General features: G+C 59.2%; 20 protein-coding genes. 17 read left to right on the top strand and 3 right to left on the bottom strand.

Going from position 1 to position 21820, the window contains the following annotated elements; translation table 11 throughout:
• Positions 1 to 28 precede the first annotated feature (28 nt).
• The 5 genes from relA to queE all read left to right on the top strand — a co-directional run bounded on the left by relA (position 29) and on the right by queE (position 7200).
• Positions 29 to 2260, top strand: a complete 2232-nt coding sequence (relA, locus tag D7S44_RS10055) for a GTP diphosphokinase (protein WP_120454452.1) — start codon at positions 29 to 31, stop codon at positions 2258 to 2260.
• Positions 2261 to 2323: 63 nt separating this feature from the next.
• Entirely contained in the window at positions 2324 to 3112 is a 789-nt protein-coding gene (gene mazG / locus D7S44_RS10050; protein ID WP_120454451.1) for a nucleoside triphosphate pyrophosphohydrolase, read from the top strand.
• 229 nt (positions 3113 to 3341) lie between these two features.
• Positions 3342 to 4979, top strand: coding sequence for a glutamine hydrolyzing CTP synthase (pyrG, locus tag D7S44_RS10045; protein ID WP_120454449.1), 1638 nt, complete (start codon positions 3342 to 3344; stop codon positions 4977 to 4979).
• Between the two features lie 76 nt (positions 4980 to 5055).
• Positions 5056 to 6354: a phosphopyruvate hydratase gene (gene eno / locus D7S44_RS10040; protein WP_120454447.1), complete on the top strand. Its 1299-nt coding sequence runs from the start codon at positions 5056 to 5058 to the stop codon at positions 6352 to 6354.
• 174 nt (positions 6355 to 6528) lie between these two features.
• The gene (gene queE / locus D7S44_RS10035; protein ID WP_120455111.1) at positions 6529 to 7200 is read left to right on the top strand and encodes a 7-carboxy-7-deazaguanine synthase QueE; all 672 of its coding nucleotides are present in this window, start codon (positions 6529 to 6531) and stop codon (positions 7198 to 7200) included.
• Between the two features lie 40 nt (positions 7201 to 7240).
• On the opposite strand, the gene D7S44_RS10030 is transcribed toward queE, so the two are convergent.
• Together D7S44_RS10030 and queD are read right to left on the bottom strand one after the other, a co-directional pair.
• Complete coding sequence (locus D7S44_RS10030; protein ID WP_120454445.1) at positions 7241 to 7837, bottom strand: inorganic diphosphatase; 597 nt, start codon at positions 7835 to 7837, stop codon at positions 7241 to 7243.
• A 126-nt stretch (positions 7838 to 7963) separates the two neighbouring features.
• On the bottom strand, positions 7964 to 8323 hold the full coding sequence (gene queD, locus D7S44_RS10025) for a 6-carboxytetrahydropterin synthase QueD (protein WP_120454443.1): 360 nt from the start codon (positions 8321 to 8323) through the stop codon (positions 7964 to 7966).
• Positions 8324 to 8619: 296 nt separating this feature from the next.
• Here queD and cysJ point away from each other — a divergent pair, with 296 nt between their 5' ends.
• From cysJ to D7S44_RS10010, 3 genes are read left to right on the top strand one after another with little or no spacing between them, the layout of a single operon-like run.
• Positions 8620 to 10425, top strand: a complete 1806-nt coding sequence (cysJ, locus tag D7S44_RS10020) for an NADPH-dependent assimilatory sulfite reductase flavoprotein subunit (protein ID WP_120454441.1) — start codon at positions 8620 to 8622, stop codon at positions 10423 to 10425.
• Positions 10425 to 12149 (top strand): assimilatory sulfite reductase (NADPH) hemoprotein subunit, encoded by a 1725-nt coding sequence (gene cysI, locus D7S44_RS10015; RefSeq protein WP_120454440.1) that lies wholly within the window; start codon positions 10425 to 10427, stop codon positions 12147 to 12149. Before cysJ ends, cysI begins: the two co-directional genes overlap by 1 nt.
• A complete protein-coding gene (locus D7S44_RS10010) occupies positions 12146 to 12880 on the top strand; it encodes a phosphoadenylyl-sulfate reductase (protein WP_120454438.1) in 735 nt (244 codons plus the stop codon). The genes cysI and D7S44_RS10010 overlap by 4 nt, the downstream gene beginning before the upstream one ends.
• Before the next feature lie 73 nt (positions 12881 to 12953).
• Here D7S44_RS10010 and D7S44_RS10005 read toward each other — a convergent pair whose 3' ends face one another.
• Complete coding sequence (locus D7S44_RS10005) at positions 12954 to 13973, bottom strand: aminopeptidase (RefSeq protein ID WP_120454437.1); 1020 nt, start codon at positions 13971 to 13973, stop codon at positions 12954 to 12956.
• 253 nt (positions 13974 to 14226) lie between these two features.
• Between D7S44_RS10005 and cysG the strand changes: the two genes are divergently transcribed.
• The 9 genes from cysG to truD all read left to right on the top strand — a co-directional run bounded on the left by cysG (position 14227) and on the right by truD (position 21713).
• Positions 14227 to 15642, top strand: a complete 1416-nt coding sequence (gene cysG / locus D7S44_RS10000) for a siroheme synthase CysG (RefSeq protein WP_120454435.1) — start codon at positions 14227 to 14229, stop codon at positions 15640 to 15642.
• Between the two features lie 9 nt (positions 15643 to 15651).
• A complete protein-coding gene (gene cysD, locus D7S44_RS09995; protein ID WP_120454433.1) occupies positions 15652 to 16560 on the top strand; it encodes a sulfate adenylyltransferase subunit CysD in 909 nt (302 codons plus the stop codon).
• Between the two features lie 10 nt (positions 16561 to 16570).
• On the top strand, positions 16571 to 17998 hold the full coding sequence (gene cysN / locus D7S44_RS09990; protein ID WP_120454432.1) for a sulfate adenylyltransferase subunit CysN: 1428 nt from the start codon (positions 16571 to 16573) through the stop codon (positions 17996 to 17998).
• Entirely contained in the window at positions 17998 to 18603 is a 606-nt protein-coding gene (gene cysC, locus D7S44_RS09985) for an adenylyl-sulfate kinase (RefSeq protein ID WP_120454430.1), read from the top strand. Before cysN ends, cysC begins: the two co-directional genes overlap by 1 nt.
• A 55-nt stretch (positions 18604 to 18658) precedes the next feature.
• A complete protein-coding gene (locus tag D7S44_RS09980; protein WP_120454428.1) occupies positions 18659 to 18979 on the top strand; it encodes a DUF3561 family protein in 321 nt (106 codons plus the stop codon).
• Between the two features lie 171 nt (positions 18980 to 19150).
• A complete protein-coding gene (gene ftsB / locus D7S44_RS09975) occupies positions 19151 to 19465 on the top strand; it encodes a cell division protein FtsB (protein WP_033752087.1) in 315 nt (104 codons plus the stop codon).
• 3 nt (positions 19466 to 19468) lie between these two features.
• Positions 19469 to 20185: a 2-C-methyl-D-erythritol 4-phosphate cytidylyltransferase gene (ispD, locus tag D7S44_RS09970; RefSeq protein WP_120454426.1), complete on the top strand. Its 717-nt coding sequence runs from the start codon at positions 19469 to 19471 to the stop codon at positions 20183 to 20185.
• Entirely contained in the window at positions 20185 to 20667 is a 483-nt protein-coding gene (gene ispF / locus D7S44_RS09965) for a 2-C-methyl-D-erythritol 2,4-cyclodiphosphate synthase (RefSeq protein ID WP_120455109.1), read from the top strand. Before ispD ends, ispF begins: the two co-directional genes overlap by 1 nt.
• Positions 20664 to 21713, top strand: coding sequence for a tRNA pseudouridine(13) synthase TruD (gene truD / locus D7S44_RS09960; RefSeq protein ID WP_120454424.1), 1050 nt, complete (start codon positions 20664 to 20666; stop codon positions 21711 to 21713). The genes ispF and truD overlap by 4 nt, the downstream gene beginning before the upstream one ends.
• Positions 21714 to 21820 lie beyond the last annotated feature (107 nt).

The following is a 21820-nucleotide window of genomic DNA, read 5'->3' as shown; positions in this document are numbered from 1 at the left end:
AATTGATGCTGCTGTGGCAGGAGAGGATATGGTTGCGGTCAGAAGTGCGCATTTAAATACGGCAGGAGAGTTCGCTCTCGATCAGTGGATCGCCACTCTTGGCATTGCCAACCCGCAATCATGTGAACGCATCGCTGAAACCTGGCGCTATTGCGAAGCCCAGACGAAGGATCACCCCGATCAGTCGCTGCTGCTCTGGCGCGGCATTGAAATGGTAGAGATCCTGTCGATGCTCAGTATGGATATCGAAAGCTCCTGCGCCGCGCTGATCTTCCCGCTGGCGAATGCGGAAGTGGTAAGCGAAGAGGAGCTGAGCGAAACCTTCGGCAGCGGCATCGTCACGCTGGTGCACGGCGTACGCGATATGGACGCCATTCGTCAGCTCAAAGCGATCCACAACGACTCGATGGCCTCCGAGCAGGTGGATAACGTGCGCCGCATGCTGCTGGCGATGGTGGAAGATTTCCGCTGCGTGGTGATTAAGCTGGCGGAACGCATCATGAACCTGCGCGAAATGAAAGATGCGCCGGAAGATGAGCGCGTGCTGGCGGCGAAAGAGAGCACCAATATCTATGCGCCGCTCGCCAACCGTCTCGGCATCGGCCAGCTGAAATGGGAGCTGGAGGATTACTGCTTCCGCTATCTGCACCCTGACGAATACAAACGCATCGCCAAACTGCTGCACGAGCGCCGCATCGATCGCGAACAGTACATCGAGAACTTTGTCGATTCGCTGCGCAAAGAGATGGTGAAAGAGGGCGTGCGCGCCGAGGTTTACGGTCGACCGAAACATATCTACAGCATCTGGCGCAAGATGCAGAAGAAGTCGCTGGCGTTTGACGAGCTGTTCGACGTGCGCGCGGTGCGCATCGTCGCCGAGCGCCTGCAGGACTGCTACGGCGCGCTCGGCATCGTGCATACGCTCTATCGCCATCTGCCGGCGGAGTTTGACGACTATGTCGCCAATCCCAAGCCGAACGGCTATCAGTCGATCCATACCGTGGTGCTCGGGCCAAAAGGCAAAACCGTGGAAATCCAGATCCGTACTCGTCAGATGCATGAAGACGCGGAGCTGGGCGTGGCCGCGCACTGGAAATATAAAGAGGGGCCGACCACCGGCAGCGCGCGCGGCGCCTCCGGACACGAAGAGCGCATCGCCTGGCTGCGTAAGCTGATCGCCTGGCAGGAAGAGATGTCCGACTCCGGCGAGATGCTGGAAGAGGTGCGCAGTCAGGTGTTCGACGATCGCGTTTACGTCTTTACTCCAAAAGGCGACGTGGTGGATCTGCCCGCAGGCTCCACGCCTCTCGACTTCGCCTACCATATTCACAGCGATATCGGCCACCGCTGCATCGGTGCCAAGATCGGCGGCCGCATTGTGCCCTTTACCTATCAGCTGCAGATGGGCGATCAGGTCGAAGTTATTACCCAGAAGCAGCCGAATCCGAGCCGCGACTGGCTGAATCCGAACCTCGGCTATATCACCACCAGCCGCGGACGCGCCAAGATCCATAACTGGTTCCGCAAGCAGGATCGCGACAAAAATATCGCCGCGGGGCGTCAGATCCTCGACAGCGAACTCAACCAGCTCGATATCAGCCTGCGTGAAGCGGAAAAACTGCTGCTGCCGCGCTATAACGTCACCTCGCTGGATGAACTGCTGGCGGCGATCGGCGGCGGTGATATTCGCCTTAACCAGATGGTGAACTTCCTGCAGGCGAAGCTCAACAAGCCGAGCGCGGAAGAGGAAGATCGCGAGGCGCTGCGCCAGCTGACGCAGAAAAACTACTCGCCGCCGTCGCGCAAAGAGAGCGGCCGCGTGGTGGTCGAAGGCGTCGGCAACCTGATGCACCATATCGCGCGCTGCTGCCAGCCCATTCCAGGAGACGATATCGTCGGCTTTATCACCCAGGGGCGCGGCATCTCTATTCACCGCGCCGACTGCGACCAGCTGGCGGAGCTGAGCGCCCATGCGCCGGAACGCATCGTCGATGCGGTGTGGGGCGAAAGCTACTCCAGCGGCTACTCGCTGGTGGTGCGCGTTACCGCCAACGATCGCAGCGGACTGCTGCGCGATATCACTACCATTCTCGCCAACGAGAAGGTCAATGTACTGGGCGTCTCCAGCCGCAGCGACACCAGAAAGCAGCTGGCTACGATCGATATGGATATTGAAATCTACAATCAGCAGGTGCTGGGCCGCGTGCTGTCGCGGCTGAACCAGGTGCCTGATATCATCGACGCCCGACGTCTTCACTGATTTTGCGGGATGAGCGCGCGCTCATCCCTGCACTTTCATCCCCGTGTTTTAAAAGGATTAACTATGAGCTCACTCGATCGCCTGCTGGGCATTATGCAAACCCTGCGCGATCCGCAACGCGGCTGCCCGTGGGATCGCGAGCAGACTTTCGCCTCTATCGCCCCCTATACGCTGGAAGAGACCTATGAAGTGCTGGATGCCATCCAGCGCGAAGACTTCGACGATCTGCGCGGCGAGCTGGGCGATCTGCTGTTTCAGGTGGTGTTTTACGCGCAGATGGCCAGCGAACAGGATCGCTTTACCTTTAACGATATCTGCGACGCCATCAGCGACAAGCTGGAGCGCCGCCATCCTCATATTTTCGGCGACGCCAGCGTGGAGAACAGCGCTGAGGTGCTGAAGAACTGGGAGGCGATCAAAGGCGCAGAGCGGGCGGAAAAGGCGCAGCATTCGGCGCTTGACGATATTCCTAAAGCGCTGCCGGCACTGATGCGCGCTCATAAAATCCAGAAGCGCTGCCATAACGTCGGCTTTGACTGGACCGCGATCGGGCCGGTGCTGGATAAGGTGCACGAAGAGATCGACGAGGTGATGCACGAGGCGCAGCAGGCGACCATCGATCCGCTCAAGCTGGAAGAGGAGATAGGCGATCTGCTGTTCGCCACGGTCAATCTGTCGCGCCATCTGGGCAGCAAAGCGGAAACCGCGCTGCAAAAAGCGAACGACAAATTTGAGCGCCGCTTCCGCGCGGTAGAGGCGATTATCGCCGCGCAGGGGCTGCGCATGCCGGAGGCGACGCTGGAACAGATGGAGGCGGCCTGGCAGCAGGTTAAAGCCGCAGAAAAACGCTGATTATTCCAGCAGTGCATACTATTTAGCCGGTCGCGCTTACTCGATTCAGCGCAAGAAAAAAGTTGTGACCTGCGTCAACATTTCCTCGTCAGCTATCCGCTATGTTACCCGCTGCAATGCGTTGGAGGATGGCGGTGATTCATCAATTGTGGCTGACAGGGGTTTCAGGTATACTGTTTTCCCGTCCTGGTTATTCCACCGTCTTTAAACCTAAACTCTCAGGTTCAGCATGACAACGAATTATATTTTTGTGACCGGCGGGGTCGTTTCCTCTCTGGGTAAAGGCATTGCCGCAGCCTCCCTCGCAGCCATTCTCGAAGCACGTGGTCTTAACGTGACCATCATGAAGCTGGATCCCTATATCAACGTCGATCCGGGCACCATGAGCCCTACCCAGCACGGTGAAGTATTCGTCACCGACGACGGGGCCGAAACCGATTTGGATTTAGGTCACTACGAGCGCTTCATTCGCACCAAAATGACGCGCCGCAACAACTTCACCACTGGCCGTATCTACTCTGAAGTGCTGCGCAAAGAGCGCCGCGGCGACTATCTCGGCGCGACCATTCAGGTTATTCCGCATATCACCAACGCCATCAAAGAACGTATTATCGAAGGCGGCGAAGGTCACGACGTCGTTCTGGTGGAGATCGGCGGGACCGTTGGCGATATCGAGTCGCTGCCGTTCCTGGAAGCGATTCGTCAGATGGCGGTCGACGTCGGCCGCGAGCACACCATGTATATGCACCTGACGCTGGTGCCTTATATGGCGGCGGCGGGCGAGGTGAAAACCAAGCCGACCCAGCACTCCGTTAAAGAGCTGCTCTCTATCGGCATCCAGCCGGACGTGCTGATCTGCCGCTCCGACCGCGCCGTACCGGCGAACGAACGCGCCAAAATTGCGCTGTTCTGCAACGTGCCGGAAAAAGCGGTTATCTCGCTGAAAGATGTCGATTCCATCTACAAAATTCCGGGCCTGCTGAAATCGCAGGGTCTGGATGACTATATCTGTAAACGCTTCAGTCTGAACGCGCCGGAAGCCAACCTGTCTGAATGGGAACAGGTGATCTACGAAGAGGCTAACCCGGGCGGCGAAGTGACCATCGGCATGGTCGGCAAATATGTCGAACTGCCGGATGCGTACAAATCAGTGATTGAAGCGCTGAAGCATGGCGGCCTGAAAAACCGCGTGACGGTAAACATCAAGCTGATCGACTCGCAGGACGTCGAGACGCGCGGCGTCGAAATTCTGAAAGATCTGGATGCGATTCTGATCCCGGGCGGCTTCGGCTACCGCGGCGTGGAAGGCAAGCTGATGACCGCGCAGTACGCGCGTGAAAATAACGTGCCTTATCTCGGCATCTGTCTCGGCATGCAGGTTGCGCTGATGGAGTTCGCACGCAACGTCGCCGGGATGGAAGGCGCCAACTCCACTGAATTTGTGCCAGACTGTAAATACCCGGTGGTAGCGTTAATCACTGAATGGCGCGATGAAAACGGCAATGTGGAACAGCGTACTGAAACCAGCGACCTGGGCGGCACCATGCGCCTCGGCAGCCAGCAGTGCCAGCTGACGCCGGACAGCAAAGTCCGCCAGCTCTACGGTTCCGATACCATCGTCGAGCGCCATCGCCACCGCTACGAAGTCAACAATCTGCTGCTGAAGCCGATTGAAGCCGCAGGACTGCGTATTGCCGGACGTTCTGGCGATGACCAGCTGGTTGAGATCATTGAGATCCCGAACCACCCCTGGTTTGTCGCTTGCCAGTTCCACCCGGAGTTCACGTCAACACCGCGTGACGGTCATCCGCTGTTCGCCGGCTTTGTTAAGGCCGCGCAGGATCACCAGAAGCGTTTAGCGAAGTAAGTTTCACGAGCAACGCGCGAACTTCTCGCGCGTTGTTTGTCTTAGGATTGACTAACTTGTACTGAGGAAAATCGTAATGGCCAAAATCGTTAAAGTCATCGGTCGCGAAATCATCGACTCCCGCGGCAACCCAACTGTAGAAGCGGAAGTACATCTGGAAGGTGGTTTTGTTGGTCTGGCAGCGGCACCGTCAGGCGCTTCTACCGGTTCACGCGAAGCGCTGGAGCTGCGCGACGGCGACAAATCTCGTTTCCTGGGCAAAGGCGTAACTAAAGCAGTTGCTGCGGTTAACGGTCCGATTGCGGATGCGGTAAAAGGCAAAGACGCGAAAGATCAGGCGAACATCGACAAGATCATGATCGACCTGGACGGTACTGAGAACAAATCCAACTTCGGCGCAAACGCCATCCTGGCGGTCTCCCTGGCAGCAGCGAAAGCAGCAGCAGCCTCTAAAGGTCAGCCGCTGTATGAGCACATCGCTGAGCTGAACGGCACCCCGGGCAAATTCTCTATGCCGCTGCCGATGATGAACATCATCAACGGTGGTGAGCACGCCGACAACAACGTCGACATCCAGGAATTCATGATCCAGCCGGTCGGCGCTTCCAGCGTTAAAGAAGCGATCCGCATGGGTTCTGAAGTGTTCCATCACCTGGCGAAAGTGCTGAAGGCGAAAGGCATGAACACCGCAGTCGGCGACGAAGGCGGCTACGCGCCGAACCTGGGCTCTAACGCCGAAGCGCTGGCCGTTATCGCGGAAGCGGTAAAAGCGGCAGGCTACGAGCTAGGCAAAGACATCACCCTGGCGATGGACTGCGCAGCGTCTGAATTCTACAAAGACGGCAAATATGTGCTGGCTGGCGAAGGTAACAAAGCCTTTACCTCTGAAGAGTTCACTCACTTCCTGGAAGATCTGACCAAACAGTACCCGATCGTCTCTATCGAAGATGGCCTGGACGAGTCAGACTGGACCGGCTTCGCTTACCAGACCAAAGTGCTGGGCGACAAAATCCAGCTGGTAGGCGACGACCTGTTCGTTACCAACACCAAGATCCTGAAAGAAGGCATCGAGAAAGGCATCGCTAACTCTATCCTGATCAAATTCAACCAGATCGGTTCTCTGACCGAAACGCTGGCGGCGATCAAGATGGCGAAAGACGCAGGCTACACCGCGGTGATTTCACACCGTTCAGGTGAAACCGAAGATGCCACCATCGCTGACCTGGCGGTCGGTACCGCAGCAGGCCAGATCAAAACCGGTTCTATGAGCCGTTCTGATCGCGTTGCCAAGTACAACCAGCTGATCCGTATTGAAGAAGCGCTGGGTTCCAAAGCGCCGTTCAACGGTCTGAAAGAAGTGAAAGGCCAGGCGTAATCGCCTGTCAATGCCGTCCGCGGACGGCATTCGCCTGATATATAAAGCCCCGCCTTGTGCGGGGCTTTTGCTTTATTGATGTGGGGCTGGCACTGAGAAAAGGCACGACGCGTGGTTGAGCTGCGCGACAAATCTGCCATAATCAGCGCCCTGTTTTTTTCTAGCGAGTCCGTAATGCAATACCCGATTAACGAAATGTTCCAGACGCTGCAGGGAGAAGGATTCTATACCGGCGTCCCGGCCATCTTTATCCGCTTACAGGGATGTCCGGTAGGTTGTAGCTGGTGTGATACCAAACATACCTGGGAAAAACGGGCCGATCGGGAAACGGCGCTGGGCGATATTCTGGTGAAAACGGTTGAGAGCGATGCCTGGGGCAACGCCGATGCGACGCTGCTGCTGGAGACTATTCAGCGCCAGGGCTGGACGGCGCGCCATGTGGTGATCACCGGCGGCGAGCCGTCGATTTACGATCTGCGCCCGCTGACCACGGCGCTGGAAGCGCAGGGCTTTCAGTGCCAGATCGAAACCAGCGGCACGCATGAAGTGCGCTGCTCTGAGCGAACCTGGGTGACGGTATCGCCGAAGGTGAATATGCGCGGCGGCTATGATGTGCTGGCGCAGGCGCTACAGCGTGCGGATGAGATCAAACATCCGGTGGCGCGCGAGCGCGACGTAGAGGCGCTGGACGAACTGCTGGCGACGCTGAGCGACAGCAAACAGCGCATTATTGCGCTGCAGCCCATCAGCCGCAAAGAGGCGGCGACAAAACTCTGTATTGAAACCTGCATCGCGCGCAACTGGCGCTTATCTATGCAGACCCACAAGTATCTTAATATCGCCTGACGGCGGAGAGCAGGGCGGCGCTGCGCGCCGCCCGCTCCCATTACTGCTTCGCTTTATAGGCGTCAAACGCCTGCTTAATCTCGTTCTTCGCCACATCGGCGCTTTCAAAACCCTTTAGCTCGACCTTCTTGCGGCCGTCCGGCAGTTGCTTATAGACGCGGAAAAAGGCTTCCAGACGCTCCTGTTCAATCTTCGGCAGATCGCTCATGCTTTTAACGTCATCCCAGGTGGGATCGATCTTGCTGGTCGGCACCGCGACGATCTTATCGTCTACTTCGCCGCCGTCGATCATCTTCAGCACGCCAATGGCGCGCAGTTTGATCAGCGTGCCCGGCTGCAGCGGCGCGCGGGTGTAGAAGATCACGTCGAGCGGATCGTTGTCGCCGCCCAGCGACTGGGTCAGAGAGCCGTAGTTAGCCGGGTAGGCTACCGGCATCGACTGAAAGCGATCCGCCACGATAAAGCCGGTTTTGGCGTCAGTCTCATATTTGATGATGCCGCCCGCCGGGATCTCGGTGACGGCATAGAACTCATCCGGCACGTTTTCCGGCTGGGGAAAGTCGAGCACGTTTTGCGCCTGAACGGCGGCAGAGGCAGTGAAAAGCAGCGCGATGGCGGCAAGGGATTTCAGTTTCATCGTTGATTCTCTTGATCTTTAATGAAGGAGAGGACAACGTAGAGGGGGCAGATGACAGAGAGATGACGCGGGCATAAAGAAGCGTAGCAGAAGTTGCGGGCTGTGCGACCACAGCCCTGGCGGGGATTAACCTTTATAGACGCAGCCCGCCGTACAGGTCTCTTTGATCATTACCGCGCTCAGCTCAGGCAGCAGTGGCTTCATCTCATCCCAGATCCATTTCGCCAGCACTTCGCTGGTGGGATTTTCCAGGCCGGGGATCTCGTTCAGATAGTGGTGATCGAGGCGGTCATAAAGGGGCTTAAACGCCGCTTTGAGTTCGGCGAAATCCATCACCCAGCCGGTATGCGCATCCACTTCGCCGGTAATTTCCAGACGCACCAGAAACGAATGGCCATGCAGGCGTCCGCATTTGTGTCCTTCCGGGACGTTAGGCAAATGGTGAGCGGCTTCGAACTGGAACTCTTTAAACAGTGTGGTAGACATAATGGCTCTCAGGCTTAAAAACCGGGGAATTCTACCTGAAATACGGAATTTTCGCATCTGTCGCGCCAGAACAGCTAATTTTTGCCAAACGTTAGAAGATATAATCCATTAAAGATTTGATAAATAACGCCTTTCATTACCAGTTTTACTGATTATAACTACCAGAAAAACCGCTTAGTCATTTTGGTTATTAATTATGTCGAAGCCGTATTTAATCGTTAATATGCGGGCCGGTAACCTACCACTCTTCCCGCTACTTTACCGTCCGGACTTCAGATACTGGAATTTTTAACGCGATGACGACTCAGGCACCCCCAGGCTCTCTGCTCCCGCTTAACCCGGAGCAACTTGCGCGCTTACAGGCGGCAACGACTGATTTTTCTCCCACCCAGCTGGCGTGGATCTCGGGCTATTTTTGGGGAATGATTAATCAGACGCCCGGCAGCGTCGCGGCCAGCGCGCCAGCGGCAGCGGAGATCCCGGCGATTACGCTGATCTCGGCGTCGCAAACCGGTAACGCGCGCCGCGTCGCGGAGCAGCTGCGCGACGATCTGCAGGCGGCGAAGCTGAACGTGAAGCTGGTCAACGCCGGCGATTACAAATTCAAGCAGATCGCCCAGGAGAAGCTGCTGGTGGTGGTGACCTCCACCCAGGGCGAAGGCGATCCGCCGGAAGAGGCGGTGGCACTGCATAAATTCCTGATGTCGAAAAAAGCGCCGAAGCTGGATGGCACCGCCTTTGCGGTGCTGGGCCTCGGCGACACCTCATATGAATTCTTTAGCAAAGCGGGCAAAGATTTTGATGGCCGTCTGGCTGAGCTGGGCGCAGAGCGCCTGCTGGCCCGCGTCGATGCCGACGTTGATTTCGCTGAAGCGGCGGCTGAGTGGCGTCGCGCGCTGGTAGAGGTGCTGAAACAGCGCGTGCCGAGCGAGACGCCGGCGCAGGCGATCGCCAACGCGACGGGCAGCTTCAATGAAGTACACAGCAGTCCCTACACTAAAGAGGCGCCGCTGACCGCCAGCTTTGCGCTGAACCAGAAAATCACCGGCCGTCACTCCGATAAAGATGTACGTCATATCGAAATCGACCTGGGCGATTCGGGCCTGCGCTACCAGCCGGGCGACGCGCTGGGGGTCTGGTATGAAAACGATCCTGAACTGGTCGCCGAACTGCTGAGCCTGCTGTGGCTGAAAGGCGACGAGCCGGTGCAGATCGAAAACGATACCCTGCCGCTCAGCGAGGCGCTGCAAAAGCATTTCGAACTGACGGTCAATACCGCGCAGATTGTTGAGCAGTACGCCGCGCTGTCGCGCAACGAAACCCTGCTGGCGCTGGTGGGCGACAAGGCGAAGCTGCAGCACTACGCGCAGACGTTCCCCATCGTCGATATGGTGCGAAACGCGCCGACCGAACTCAACGCCGAGCAGCTGACCACGCTGCTGCGTCCGCTGACGCCGCGTCTCTACTCTATCGCCTCGTCGCAGGCGGAGAATGAAACCGAAGTCCACATTACCGTTGGCGCGGTGCGTTTCGATATCGACGGCCGCGCCCGCGCAGGCGGCGCTTCCAGCTATCTGGCCGACCGTCTGGAAGAGGATGCGGCGATCCGCGTCTTTATCGAGCACAACGATAACTTCCGTCTGCCCGCCAACCCTGACGCGCCGGTCATTATGATCGGGCCGGGCACTGGCATCGCGCCGTTCCGTGCCTTTATGCAGCAGCGCGACCATGACGGCGCCACCGGCAAAAACTGGCTTTTCTTCGGCAATCCGCACTTCACCGAAGATTTCCTTTATCAGGTTGAATGGCAGCAGTACGTAAAAGAGGGCCTGCTGACCCGTATCGATCTCGCCTGGTCGCGCGACCAGGAGCAGAAGGTATACGTACAGGACAAAATCCGCGCCAGCGGGGCGGAGGTGTGGCGCTGGATCGAAGAGGGCGCGCATATTTATGTCTGCGGCGACGCCAACCGTATGGCGAAAGATGTCGAGCAGGCACTGCTGGATGTGGTGGTCGAACACGGCGCAATGGATCGTGAAACGGCCGACGAATTTTTAAGTGAGCTGCGCATTGAGCGCCGTTATCAACGAGACGTTTACTGATGAGCGAAAAACACCCCGGACCGCTGGTTGTAGAAGGCAAGCTGGTTGACGCCGAGCGTCTTAAAAAAGAGAGCAACTATTTACGCGGCACCATTCTGGAAGATCTCGACGAAGGTCTGACCGGCGGCTTTAGCGGCGATAACTTTCTGCTGATCCGTTTCCACGGCATGTACCAGCAGGATGACCGCGATATCCGCGCCGAGCGCGCCGAACAGAAGCTGGAGCCGCGTCACGCCATGATGCTGCGCTGCCGCTTGCCGGGCGGCATTATTACGCCGACACAGTGGCTGGCGATCGACAAGTTCGCCACCGAGAAAACCCTGTACGGCAGCATCCGTCTGACCAACCGCCAGACTTTCCAGTTTCACGGCATTCTGAAAAAGAACGTCAAGCCGTCGCACCAGATGCTGCACGAAGTCGGGCTCGACGCGCTGGCGACCGCCAACGACGTAAACCGCAACGTGCTCTGCACGTCAAACCCGGTGGAGTCGGAGCTGCATCAGGAAGCCTACGAGTGGGCGAAGAAAATCTCGGAGCATCTGCTGCCGCGTACCCGCGCCTATGCCGAAATCTGGTGGGATAAAGAGAAGGTCGCGACCACGGATGAGGAGCCGATCCTCGGCGAAACCTATCTGCCGCGTAAATTCAAAACCACCGTGGTGATCCCGCCGCACAACGATGTGGATCTGCACGCCAACGATCTTAACTTCATCGCCGTGGCGGAGAAGGGCAAGCTGATCGGCTTTAACCTGCTGGTCGGCGGCGGCCTGTCGATTGAGCACGGCAATAAAGCGACCTATGCGCGCACCGCCAGCGAGATCGGCTACCTGCCGCTGGAGAAAACGCTAGAAGTGGCGGCCGCGGTAGTGACCACGCAGCGCGACTGGGGCAACCGTACCGATCGCAAAAACGCCAAAACCAAATATACCCTCGAGCGCGTCGGCGTCGAGACGTTCAAAGCGGAAGTAGAGAAGCGCGCCGGTCTGACGTTCGGACCGATTCGCCCTTATGAATTCACGACGCGCGGCGACCGCATTGGCTGGATCAAGGGCATCGACAATAAGTGGCACCTGACGCTGTTTATCGAGAACGGCCGCCTGCTCGACTATCCGGATCATCCGCTGAAAAGCGGCATCGCGGCTATCGCGCGCGTCCATCAGGGCGACTTCCGTCTGACCGCGAACCAGAACCTGATCGTGGCCGGCGTGCCGGAGAACGAAAAGGCGAGAATCGAGGCGATTGCGCGTGAACATGGCCTGATGGAGAACGTGACCGCGCAGCGCGAAAACTCAATGGCGTGCGTGGCGTTTCCTACCTGTCCGCTGGCGATGGCGGAAGCGGAGCGTTTCCTGCCCGCCTTCGTGACAAAAGTAGAAGAGATTATGCACCGCCACGGCGTGGGCGAAGAGCACATCGTGTTACGCGTGACCGGCTGTCCCAACGGCTGTGGCCGCGCCATGCTGGCGGAAATCGGCCTGGTCGGCAAAGCGCCGGGTCGCTACAACCTGCATATTGGCGGCAACCGCATCGGCACGCGTATTCCTCGCATGTACCGCGAGAACATCACCGAAAGCGAGATCCTCGCCAGCATTGATGAGCTGGTGGGACGCTGGGCGCGGGAGCGCCACGGCGCAGAGGGCTTCGGCGACTTCGCCATCCGCGCGGGCATCGTCAAGCCGGTGGTCGATCCGGCACGAGACTTCTGGGATTCGGAGGCAGTATGAGTCAGTTTGACCTCGCAGCACTGAGTGAAATGAACAAAGTCGAGCGCACCCTGGCGCTGGCGGCCACTAATGCGCAGCTGGAGAAACGTTCGGCGGAGGAGCGCGTCAGCTGGACGCTGGAGAACCTGCCGGGCGCCTTTGTGCTCTCATCGAGTTTTGGCATTCAGGCGGCGGTGTCGCTGCATCTGGTGACGCGCCAGCAGCCGGATATCCCGGTGATCCTCACCGATACCGGCTATCTGTTCCCGGAAACCTATCGCTTTATCGATCAGTTAACGGAACAGCTAGGCCTGAACCTGAAGGTTTTTCGCGCCGAAACGTCGGCGGCCTGGCAGGAAGCGCGCTACGGCAAGCTGTGGGAGCAGGGCGTGGAAGGCATTGAGCAGTACAACCAGATCAACAAGGTTGAGCCGATGAACCGCGCGCTGCAGGAGCTGGGTGCGCAGACCTGGTTCGCCGGGCTGCGTCGCGATCAGTCCGGCAGCCGCGCGAATCTCCCGGTGCTCGGCGTGCAGCGCGGCGTTTTCAAGGTGCTGCCGATTATCGACTGGGACAATCGCCAGATTCATCACTATCTGCAGCAGCATAACCTTAAATACCATCCGCTATGGGATGAGGGCTATTTGTCAGTGGGCGATACCCACACCACGCGCAAATGGGAACCCGGCATGGCGGAAGAGGAGACGCGTTTCTTCGGCCTGAAGCGCGAGTGCGGCCTGCACGAAGGCTGAGTCTTACCGCGCGCTGTCTGATTCACCTCAGGCGGCGCGCGTCCCGCTTAACCCCCTCGCTGGCGTTAAACCCTTATACCTTTGGATTGGTCAGCTCGCCCAGCAGCGGCAGCAGCACCTTCACGCTGTCGCGCGTGCGCAGTGAAATACGACCCGGCAGCCAGCGATCCAGATAGCTGAGATTATCGCGGTCGGTCTGATGACGTGTCGTGCCGTCCGGGAAACGCTTCGAGCGGCTGCGCTGCTGCGCGCCATCTTTACCGCCCAGCGCCCAGTTGGCTGCCGTCACGTCCAGCAGCGGAAAGCCCGCCTTATCGAACGCGTTGATGCCGCTATAGTCGCGTGCCGACATCTGATGACTGGCGGCGGAGATGCCAAGCTGCTGCGCCAGGCGCAGCGCGCGCTCGCTGGTCTGCTTGCGCACCGCGCGCGGTGTATTGCTGCCGCTGTTGAAGTAGAGATGATCGCCGGTGATCAGGCTGTTGAGATCCACCACCAGCAGCGTGTTCTTTTTCTCTTTTTCGCTCATGCGCGCCACGTAATCCTGCATGCCGCCCAGCGCGTTTTCGCCTGCGCTCAGCGCCACGAACCGCACGCCGTAGTGCAGCGGCCGCTGACTCAGCTGCTGCGCCAGCTCCAGCATCACTCCCAGCCCTGAGGCATTGTCATCGACCCCCTGCAGGCGCAGGCCGCCAAGATTACGCTCCGCCTCGCTGCTGCTGAGCGGCGTCCAGGTATCAAGATGCGCCACAATCAGGATCTCCTGCGGCGCGCTGCCGGCGCGTGCGGCGATTACCGAGGTCGCCGTCACTTTATGCAGGCGCAGATCGCCATTGGCTTCGCGCCAGCGATAGCCGGTATTGAACTGGCGGGTATTACTCTGAAAACCGAGCGCGGTGAACTGCTGTTGCAGGTAGTCGGCCGCCATCATTTCGGCCGGGCTGCCGCTCATACGGCCAGGGAAGTAAGTGGCGATGTGGCGAAGCTGCTGCTCGGCAAACTCTCCCGGTGCGACGCTGGCGGCCTGGGCGTGCAGAGCGAAACCGCAATTTAACAGCGCAGCCAGCGCGGTCAGGCGGAGAAAGGCAAACATGCTGTGTTCCTTGTGGGTCATCCTGTGGCGAAAAGCCAAAATTTTTTGCCGTTCAGTATGAAACTGTGATCGACATTAAACAATTTGATTTGCTCTGAAAGCCTTGCCAGATCATCTGTTAAGCACATTTTGTTATGAGCTTCCCAAGGGCGTTATTCCATTCGGTAACTACTCATTCCAATTCGTAATTTCATCTGCCAGAAGGGCGCAACGTATAGTCGCGTTAAATTACGGTTACAACACCAGGGTTATCGTGGACTATTTGCCTCTTTTCGCCGATCTCAAAGGTCGTCCGGTGCTGGTGGTGGGCGGCGGCGACGTCGCGGCACGCAAAATCGAGCTGCTGCGCCGCGCTTCCGCACAGGTACGCGTGGTATCGCGCGAGCTTTGCCCCGAGCTTCAGGCGTTACATCAGGAACAACAGCTTGAGTGGCTGGCGACAGCGTTCGATCCGGCGCAGCTGGACACAGTTTTTCTCGCCATCGCCGCCACTGACGATAACCTGCTCAACCGTCAGGTTTATGACGAGGCCAACGCCCGTCACCGGCTGGTCAACGTGGTGGATGACCAGCCGAAGTGCAGCTTTATCTTCCCCTCTATTGTGGATCGCTCTCCGCTGGTGGTGGCTATCTCCTCCAGCGGCACCGCGCCGGTGCTGGCGCGTATGCTGCGCGAAAAGCTGGAGGCGCTGCTGCCCGCCAGTCTGGGACAGATGGCGGAGGTGGCGGGCGGGTTTCGTGACAGCGTGAAACAGCGCTTTCGCCGCATGTCCGACCGTCGTCGCTTCTGGGAGCGCGCCTTTAACGGCCTGTTCGCCAGCCAGATGTCAGCGGGCAACCTGGAGGAGGCGACGCGTACGCTACAGCGTGAACTGCAGGAGGAGCCGAACCGCGAGGGCGAAATCATTCTGGTCGGCGCCGGTCCCGGCGACAGCGGCTTGCTGACGCTACGCGGTCTGCAGGTGATGCAGCTGGCCGACGTGGTGCTCTATGACCATCTGGTCAGCGATGAGGTGCTGGATCTGGTGCGTCGCGACGCCGACCGAATTTGCGTCGGCAAACGCGCCGGAGCGCACTCGGTGGCGCAGGAGGAGACCAATCGTCTGCTGGTGGAGCTGGCGCGCAAAGGCAAACGCGTGGTGCGCCTGAAAGGGGGCGATCCCTTTATCTTTGGCCGCGGTGGCGAAGAGCTGCAGGCGGCGCAGGCGGCGGGCATTCCGTTCCAGGTGGTGCCTGGCGTAACGGCAGCGGCGGGCGCAACCGCCTACGCCGGCATTCCGCTGACGCACCGCGACTACGCCCAGAGCGTGCTGTTTATTACCGGACACTGCCGCGCCGACGGCGACGATATCGACTGGCCTTCGCTGGCGCGTGCGCGTCAGACGCTGGCGATCTATATGGGCACGGTAAAGGCGGCGGAGATCAGCGAAGGCCTGATACGCCACGGCCGGGACGCCGGAACGCCGGTTGCGGTGATTGGCCGCGGCACGCGGCAGGATCAGCAGGTGCTGACCGGCACGCTGGCTAACCTTGAGACGCTGGCTGCCGCCGCGCCGACGCCCGCGCTGCTGGTCATCGGGGAAGTGGTGAATTTGCACGGGCAGCTGGCCTGGTTTCAACATTCTGCACAGCAGGCGACCCGCGAGTCCGCCGTTGTCAATCTGGCTTGAGGAAAAATCATGGACCAAAAAAGACTCACTCATCTGCGTCAGTTAGAGGCGGAAAGCATTCATATCATCCGCGAGGTTGCGGCAGAGTTCAGCAATCCGGTAATGATGTACTCCATCGGCAAAGATTCGTCGGTGATGCTGCATCTGGCGCGTAAAGCCTTCTATCCAGGTACGCTGCCGTTTCCGCTGCTGCACGTCGATACCGGCTGGAAATTCCGCGAGATGTATGCGTTTCGCGATCGCACCGTGAAAGAGATGGGCGCCGAGCTGCTGGTTCACCGTAATCCGGAAGGCGTGGCGATGGGCATCAACCCGTTCGTACACGGCAGCGCCAAGCACACCGATATAATGAAAACCGAAGGGCTGAAGCAGGCGCTGAACAAATATGGCTTTGACGCCGCGTTTGGCGGCGCGCGCCGCGACGAAGAAAAGTCGCGCGCCAAAGAGCGCATCTACTCATTCCGCGACCGTTTCCACCGCTGGGATCCGAAAAACCAGCGCCCGGAGCTGTGGCATAACTACAACGGCCAGATCAACAAGGGTGAAAGTATCCGCGTCTTCCCGCTGTCGAACTGGACCGAACTCGATATCTGGCAGTACATCTTCCTGGAAAATATTGAAATCGTGCCGCTCTATCTCGCGGCGCCGCGTCCGGTGCTGGAACGCGACGGCATGCTGATGATGGTGGATGACGACCGTATCGATTTGCAGCCTGGCGAAGTGATCAAGCAACGCATGGTGCGCTTCCGCACGCTTGGCTGCTGGCCGCTTACCGGCGCGGTGGAATCCGAAGCGCAGACGCTGCCGGAGATTATTGAAGAGATGCTGGTCTCCACCACCAGCGAACGTCAGGGCCGCGTGATTGACCGCGATCAGTCCGGTTCGATGGAACTGAAAAAACGTCAGGGTTATTTCTAAGGAGACGCAGATGAATACCGTTATTGCACAACAGATTGCCGATCAGGGCGGCGTGGAAGCCTGGCTGACCGCGCAACAGCATAAAAGTCTGCTGCGTTTTCTTACCTGCGGCAGCGTCGACGACGGCAAAAGCACGCTGATCGGCCGCCTGCTGCACGATACGCGCCAGATTTATGAGGATCAGCTCTCCTCGCTACACAACGACAGCAAGCGCCACGGCACCCAGGGCGAGAAGCTCGATCTGGCGCTGCTGGTGGATGGCCTGCAGGCGGAGCGCGAGCAGGGCATCACCATCGACGTGGCCTACCGCTACTTCTCTACCGAGAAACGTAAATTTATTATCGCCGACACGCCAGGGCATGAGCAGTACACCCGCAATATGGCGACCGGCGCGTCGACCTGCGATCTGGCGATCCTGCTGATCGACGCGCGCAAGGGCGTGCTGGATCAGACGCGTCGTCACAGCTTTATCTCGACGCTGCTGGGCATTAAGCATCTGGTGGTGGCGATCAACAAGATGGATCTGGTGGAGTACAGCCAGCAGACCTACGAGCAGATCAAACAGGACTATCTCGACTTCGCGGCGCAGCTGCCGGAAGACCTGGATATTCGCTTCGTGCCGATGTCGGCGCTGGAGGGCGATAACGTCGCGACGCCGAGTCAGACCATGCCGTGGTACAGCGGCCCGACGCTGCTCGACGTGCTGGAGACCGTCGAGGTGAAACGCGTGGTGGATCAGCAGCCGATGCGCTTCCCGGTACAGTACGTTAACCGTCCGAACCTGGATTTCCGCGGCTATGCGGGCACGCTGGCCTCCGGCGCGGTGAAGGTCGGCCAGCGCGTGAAGGTGCTGCCGTCGGGCGTAGAGTCTACCGTCGCGCGCATCGTTACCTTTGACGGTGACCTGCAGGAAGCGGGCGCGGGCGAAGCCATTACCCTGGTGCTGAAAGACGAGATCGATATCAGCCGCGGCGACCTATTGGTCGACAGCGACGCCACGCTGGAGGCGGTGCAGTCCGCTACCGTCGATGTGGTGTGGATGGCGGAGCAGCCGTTACAGCCGGGCCAGAGCTACGATATCAAAATCGCCGGTAAGAAAGCGCGCGCCCGCATAGAGAAAATCATTTATCAGGTTGAGATCAATACGCTGGAGAAGCGCGCCGCTGAGACGCTGCCGCTGAACGGCATCGGCCTGGTGGAAATGACCTTCGATGAACCCATGGTGCTGGATAAATATCAGCAGAACCCGGTAACCGGCGGAATGATTTTTATCGATCGCCTGAGCAACGTCACCGTCGGGGCGGGGATGATCCATCAGCCGCTGAGCGGCGCAGCGCAGCAGGCGGGTCAGTTCAGCGCGTTTGAGCTGGAGCTGAACGCCCTGATCCGACGTCACTTCCCGCACTGGAACGCGCGCGATCTGCTGGGCGGTCAGTAATGGCGCAGCACGACGAAAACGTGGTGTGGCACGACCATCCGGTTACGCGCGACGCGCGTGAACAGCAGCATGGCCATCAGGGCGTGGTGCTCTGGTTTACCGGCCTGTCCGGCTCCGGCAAATCGACGGTCGCCGGGGCGCTGGAACAGGCGCTGCATCGCCTCGGCGTCAGCACCTATCTGCTCGACGGCGACAACGTGCGCCACGGCCTGTGCCGCGACCTGGGCTTTAGCGACGCGGATCGGAAAGAGAATATCCGCCGCGTCGGCGAAGTCGCGAAGCTGATGGTGGATGCGGGGCTGGTGGTGCTGACCGCCTTTATTTCGCCGCACCGCGCCGAGCGCCAGATGGTACGCGATATGCTGCCGGAAGCGCGTTTTATCGAGGTGTTCGTCGATACGCCGCTGGCGGTGTGCGAAGCGCGCGATCCCAAAGGCTTGTACAAAAAAGCGCGCGCGGGCGAACTGCGTAATTTTACCGGTATCGACAGCGTCTATGAGGCGCCGGAACAGCCGGAAATTCGCTTAGCGGGCGAACAATTGGTTACAAAACTGACCGCCCAATTGTTAGATCTGCTGCGTCACCGCGATATCATCAAATCCTGAACAGACAAGCGGCAAATCGAGGTTGATTTGCCGCCTTCGCGTCAACAGGATCTCTATGCAGAATGTTACTCCCATGCTGGCCCGCAAAGATGAAAGCACCCCGGAAGAGCCGCGCTCGACGCTGCCGGGCGGCATCATCGGCTTCCTCTCCTACTGGTGCGCGCTGGCGATCCCCTTTCTGTTGTACGGCTCCAACACGCTTTTCTTCTTCCTTTACACCTGGCCCTTCTTCCTGGCGTTGCTGCCGGTATCGGTGCTGATCGGCATGATTCTCAGCATGGCGCTGCGCGGTAATCTTCTCTGGACGACGCCTGCCACGGCGGTGGCGGTGGTCTGTCTCTTCTGGCTGCTCTTCTCTTTTTTATCCGGCTGGTAACGCTTCCCGATGTATAAACACGTCGGCAGGTTACAAAACTTTACCTGCCTGCCTTCTCGCCATCCTAATCAGAATTTGTGCAGACAGCCGCGAAAGCGCGCCATTTTCACCGCTGGAGTGGAGTCCTGCATAAAGTTATGGGATGATTGAGCCGTTTTTCAGGGGGCGGGGATGGGAAAACTGACGTTACTGCTACTGGTGCTGCTTGGCTGGCTGCAATATTCGCTATGGCTGGGCAAAAACGGTATTCACGACTATACGCGCGTCAATGACGACGTCGCGGTGCAACAGGCGAACAACGCCAAACTTAAAGCGCGTAACGATCAGCTGTTTGCCGAAATTGACGATCTCAATGGCGGTTCTGAAGCGATCGAAGAACGCGCGCGCAATGAGCTGGGCATGATTAAGCCCGGTGAAACCTTCTATCGTCTGGTGCCGGATCAGAACAAACGCAACGCGCAGGCTGCGCAAAACCAACAACGATAACTCATGAACATGTTCTCTTCCCCTGCGGAGGTGATCGCTGTCGTGCCCGCTGCCGGTATCGGCAGCCGCATGCAGGCGACCTGTCCTAAGCAGTATCTGACCATTGGTCAGCAGACGCTTCTGGAACACAGCATTGCACGTCTGTTTTCCCATCCCGCTATCAAACAGGTTATCGTCGCGCTAAGCCCGGACGATGCGCAGTTCGCATCGCTGCCGCTGGCGCGGGATCCGCGCGTATTAAGCGTGACGGGCGGCGACACGCGCGCAGAGTCGGTGCTGGCGGGTCTGCGTGCCGCACAGGGCGCAAGCTGGGTGCTGGTGCACGACGCGGCGCGTCCTTGCCTGCACGCCGACGACCTTGCGCGTCTGCTGCAGGTTCGCGAAACCAGCCATGTCGGCGGTATTCTGGCGGCCCCGGTGCGCGATACCATGAAGCGCGGCGAGCCGGGCATTGCTGCCGTCGCTCACACCGTGGAGCGCGAGGATCTCTGGCATGCGCTGACGCCGCAGTTTTTCCCACACCAGCTGCTGACTGCCTGCCTGACACGCGCGCTGGCAGAGGGCGCGACCATTACTGACGAAGCCTCGGCGCTCGAATATTGCGGCTATCATCCGCTGCTGGTCAGCGGACGTAGTGATAACATCAAGGTCACCCGGCCAGAAGATCTGGCGCTGGCGGCATTTTATTTAACCCAGATTCAGTTAAAGGAGAGCGCATGATGCGTATCGGTCACGGTTTTGACGTTCACGCTTTTGGCGGCGAAGGTCCGCTGGTGATTGGCGGCGTGCGGATCCCGTTTGAGCAGGGGTTTATCGCCCATTCCGACGGCGACGTGGCGCTGCATGCGCTGACTGACGCGCTGCTTGGCGCGGTTGCGATGGGCGATATCGGCAAGCTGTTTCCCGATACCGATCCCGCCTATAAAGGCGCAGACAGCCGCGGTCTGCTGCGCGAAGCCTGGCGGCGTATCGCGGAGAAGGGCTACCGCATCGGCAACGTCGACGTCACGCTGATCGCTCAGGCGCCGAAAATGCTGCCTCATGTGCCGCAGATGCGCATCAATATTGCCGAAGATCTGGGCTGCCATATGGATCAGGTTAACGTGAAAGCGACCACCACTGAAAAGCTGGGCTTTACCGGACGCGGCGAAGGCATCGCCTGTGAAGCGGTTGCGCTGCTGCTGAAGGCGGATGCGGCATGACGCTGGCGGATCAGGCTTTTCTGCACGGCAAGCCGACCGCGCGCGGCGTGATCAAAGCTAACCCGGAAGATTTCGTGGTGGTGGAAGATCTCGGCTACGGCGCCGATGGCGAAGGCGAGCATCTGCTGGTGCGTATCCGCAAAACCGGCGCGAATACCCGCTTCGTGGCGGAAGCGCTGGCGAAGTTCCTCGGCGTGCATCAGCGCGATATGAGCTACGCCGGGATGAAAGATCGCCATGCGGTGACCGAGCAGACGCTCTGTTTCCGTATGCCAGGCAATGCGATGCCCGACCTGAGCGGCTTCACGCTGGAAGGCGTCGAAATTCTCGAGGCGGTGCGCCATAAGCGCAAGCTGCGCATCGGCGCGCTGGCAGGCAACGCCTTCCGCCTTGTGGTGCGCCACATCAGTGACCGCGACGCGGTGGAGTCGCGCCTGGCGCTGATCCGCGACGGCGGCGCGCCAAACTACTTCGGCACGCAGCGCTTTGGACGCGGCGGCAACAACCTGACTATGGCGCAGCAGTGGGCGCAAGGCGAAATCAGCCTGCGCGATCGCAACAAGCGCAGCCTTATCCTCTCTGCGGCGCGCAGCGCGCTGTTTAATCAGGTCACCAGCGCGCGGCTGTTGAAACAGGGGTCGCTGACGCAGGTGATGGAGGGCGACGCGCTGCAGCTGACCGGGCGCGGTAGCTGGTTTGTCGCTCAGGCGGACGAACTTAGCGAGCTGCAGACGCGCGTCGATCATCATGAACTTCGTATTACCGCGCCGCTGCCGGGACGCGGTGAGCCCGGCCCACACGGCGACGCGGTCGCCTTTGAGCAGCAATCTCTGGCGGGCGCAGCAGAATTGGTTACACTGCTTGAGCGAGAGCGTGTTGATGCGGCGCGGCGCGCAATGCTGGTGGTGCCGCGCGATCTACGCTGGAGCTGGTGGGACGAGGTGACGCTGGAGATGCAGTTCTGGCTGCCGGCAGGCAGTTTCGCCACCAGCGTGATTCGGGAGCTTCTGCAACAGGAAGGTGACGATGCGGATATTGCTGAGTAATCATTACCGCTGACTCACTGTATCGCTTGATGTCGCAAACCTACCGGTTGATGCCCGCCTCACCTGAACTGGTTATCTCATGGTGTCGCATGTTGAATATTGACAGC

The sequence above is a fragment of the Pantoea piersonii genome (assembly GCF_003612015.1).
GTDB lineage: Bacteria > Pseudomonadota > Gammaproteobacteria > Enterobacterales > Enterobacteriaceae > Pantoea > Pantoea piersonii.
Note: the sequence above shows the minus strand (reverse complement) of the source record. Positions and strands in the feature narration are given on the sequence as shown.

Excerpts from the sequence above, each read along its gene's own strand:
- relA (WP_120454452.1), top strand. The coding sequence starts at position 29 with ATGGTTGCGGTCAGAAGTGCGCATTTAAATACGGCAGGAGAGTTCGCT.
- mazG (WP_120454451.1), top strand. The coding sequence starts at position 2,324 with ATGAGCTCACTCGATCGCCTGCTGGGCATTATGCAAACCCTGCGCGAT.
- pyrG (WP_120454449.1), top strand. The coding sequence starts at position 3,342 with ATGACAACGAATTATATTTTTGTGACCGGCGGGGTCGTTTCCTCTCTG.
- eno (WP_120454447.1), top strand. The coding sequence starts at position 5,056 with ATGGCCAAAATCGTTAAAGTCATCGGTCGCGAAATCATCGACTCCCGC.
- queE (WP_120455111.1), top strand. The coding sequence starts at position 6,529 with ATGCAATACCCGATTAACGAAATGTTCCAGACGCTGCAGGGAGAAGGA.
- D7S44_RS10030 (WP_120454445.1), bottom strand. The coding sequence starts at position 7,837 with ATGAAACTGAAATCCCTTGCCGCCATCGCGCTGCTTTTCACTGCCTCT.
- queD (WP_120454443.1), bottom strand. The coding sequence starts at position 8,323 with ATGTCTACCACACTGTTTAAAGAGTTCCAGTTCGAAGCCGCTCACCAT.
- cysJ (WP_120454441.1), top strand. The coding sequence starts at position 8,620 with ATGACGACTCAGGCACCCCCAGGCTCTCTGCTCCCGCTTAACCCGGAG.
- cysI (WP_120454440.1), top strand. The coding sequence starts at position 10,425 with ATGAGCGAAAAACACCCCGGACCGCTGGTTGTAGAAGGCAAGCTGGTT.
- D7S44_RS10010 (WP_120454438.1), top strand. The coding sequence starts at position 12,146 with ATGAGTCAGTTTGACCTCGCAGCACTGAGTGAAATGAACAAAGTCGAG.
- D7S44_RS10005 (WP_120454437.1), bottom strand. The coding sequence starts at position 13,973 with ATGTTTGCCTTTCTCCGCCTGACCGCGCTGGCTGCGCTGTTAAATTGC.
- cysD (WP_120454433.1), top strand. The coding sequence starts at position 15,652 with ATGGACCAAAAAAGACTCACTCATCTGCGTCAGTTAGAGGCGGAAAGC.
- cysN (WP_120454432.1), top strand. The coding sequence starts at position 16,571 with ATGAATACCGTTATTGCACAACAGATTGCCGATCAGGGCGGCGTGGAA.
- cysC (WP_120454430.1), top strand. The coding sequence starts at position 17,998 with ATGGCGCAGCACGACGAAAACGTGGTGTGGCACGACCATCCGGTTACG.
- D7S44_RS09980 (WP_120454428.1), top strand. The coding sequence starts at position 18,659 with ATGCAGAATGTTACTCCCATGCTGGCCCGCAAAGATGAAAGCACCCCG.
- ftsB (WP_033752087.1), top strand. The coding sequence starts at position 19,151 with ATGGGAAAACTGACGTTACTGCTACTGGTGCTGCTTGGCTGGCTGCAA.
- ispD (WP_120454426.1), top strand. The coding sequence starts at position 19,469 with ATGAACATGTTCTCTTCCCCTGCGGAGGTGATCGCTGTCGTGCCCGCT.
- ispF (WP_120455109.1), top strand. The coding sequence starts at position 20,185 with ATGCGTATCGGTCACGGTTTTGACGTTCACGCTTTTGGCGGCGAAGGT.
- truD (WP_120454424.1), top strand. The coding sequence starts at position 20,664 with ATGACGCTGGCGGATCAGGCTTTTCTGCACGGCAAGCCGACCGCGCGC.